This is a genomic window from Pseudolactococcus plantarum (assembly GCF_002441715.1).
GTDB classification, from domain to species: domain Bacteria; phylum Bacillota; class Bacilli; order Lactobacillales; family Streptococcaceae; genus Pseudolactococcus; species Pseudolactococcus plantarum.
In genome coordinates this window covers 1-832 of the sequence record NZ_JXJX01000033.1, presented here as the reverse complement: position 1 = coordinate 832, position 832 = coordinate 1, and the positions used below count along the sequence as shown (strand labels likewise).

Annotated in this window: 7 tRNA genes; all 7 read right to left on the bottom strand. The window is 46.9% G+C overall.

What is annotated here, in order from left to right:
- Position 1 precedes the first annotated feature (1 nt).
- A tRNA-Pro gene (locus RU87_RS09495) sits at positions 2 to 75 on the bottom strand.
- A 73-nt stretch (positions 76 to 148) separates the two neighbouring features.
- Positions 149 to 222 (bottom strand) — tRNA-Arg (locus tag RU87_RS09490).
- A gap of 59 nt (positions 223 to 281) precedes the next feature.
- Positions 282 to 367 (bottom strand) — tRNA-Leu (locus tag RU87_RS09485).
- Positions 368 to 381: 14 nt separating this feature from the next.
- Positions 382 to 453 (bottom strand) — tRNA-Gly (locus RU87_RS09480).
- A gap of 18 nt (positions 454 to 471) precedes the next feature.
- Positions 472 to 544: transfer RNA gene (locus RU87_RS09475), tRNA-Thr, on the bottom strand.
- Between the two features lie 62 nt (positions 545 to 606).
- A tRNA-Leu gene (locus RU87_RS09470) sits at positions 607 to 688 on the bottom strand.
- Positions 689 to 692: 4 nt separating this feature from the next.
- A tRNA-Lys gene (locus RU87_RS09465) sits at positions 693 to 765 on the bottom strand.
- Between the last annotated feature and the right edge of the window lie 67 nt (positions 766 to 832).

Genomic DNA, 832 nt, shown 5'->3' with positions numbered 1-832 from the left:
ATCGGGAAGACAGGATTCGAACCTGCGACACCTTGGTCCCAAACCAAGTACTCTACCAAGCTGAGCTACTTCCCGAACTAGTCATATCTCTATCACATCAAAATTATCAGATGTTACCATGAAAACTTTAACACCTACATAACCTTGATGCACCCTGCAGGATTCGAACCTGCAACCGCCTGATTCGTAGTCAGGTACTCTATCCAGTTGAGCCAAGGGTGCTATACTTCTTTGCTTACTTTATTTTGCAAGCTCATTATCTATATCTTACATACAGATAATGCCGAGGACCGGAATCGAACCGGTACGAAGGTCACCCTTCGCAGGATTTTAAGTCCTGTGCGTCTGCCAGTTCCGCCACCCCGGCTTGCCTCTAGCATAAGCGAAAGACGGGGTTCGAACCCGCGACCCCCACCTTGGCAAGGTGATGTTCTACCACTGAACTACTTTCGCATATCATATTCTTTTTAATGCCGGCTACATGATTTGAACACGCGACCCTCTGATTACAAATCAGATGCTCTACCAACTGAGCTAAGCCGGCTAAGGCAAGTTTCTATCATAGATATCATCACCTACAACAGAGTGTATTTGTCTTATGACAAATGCGGATGAAGGGACTTGAACCCCCACGCCGTAAAGCGCTAGATCCTAAATCTAGTGCGTCTGCCAATTCCGCCACATCCGCTTCATGACCCGTGCTGGGCTCGAACCAGCGACCCATTGATTAAAAGTCAATTGCTCTACCAACTGAGCTAACGAGTCTGTTTCTTGGTAATTTTAAGTTCTCGTTTGAAAACCTAAACGGTCCCGACGGGAATTGAACCCGCGA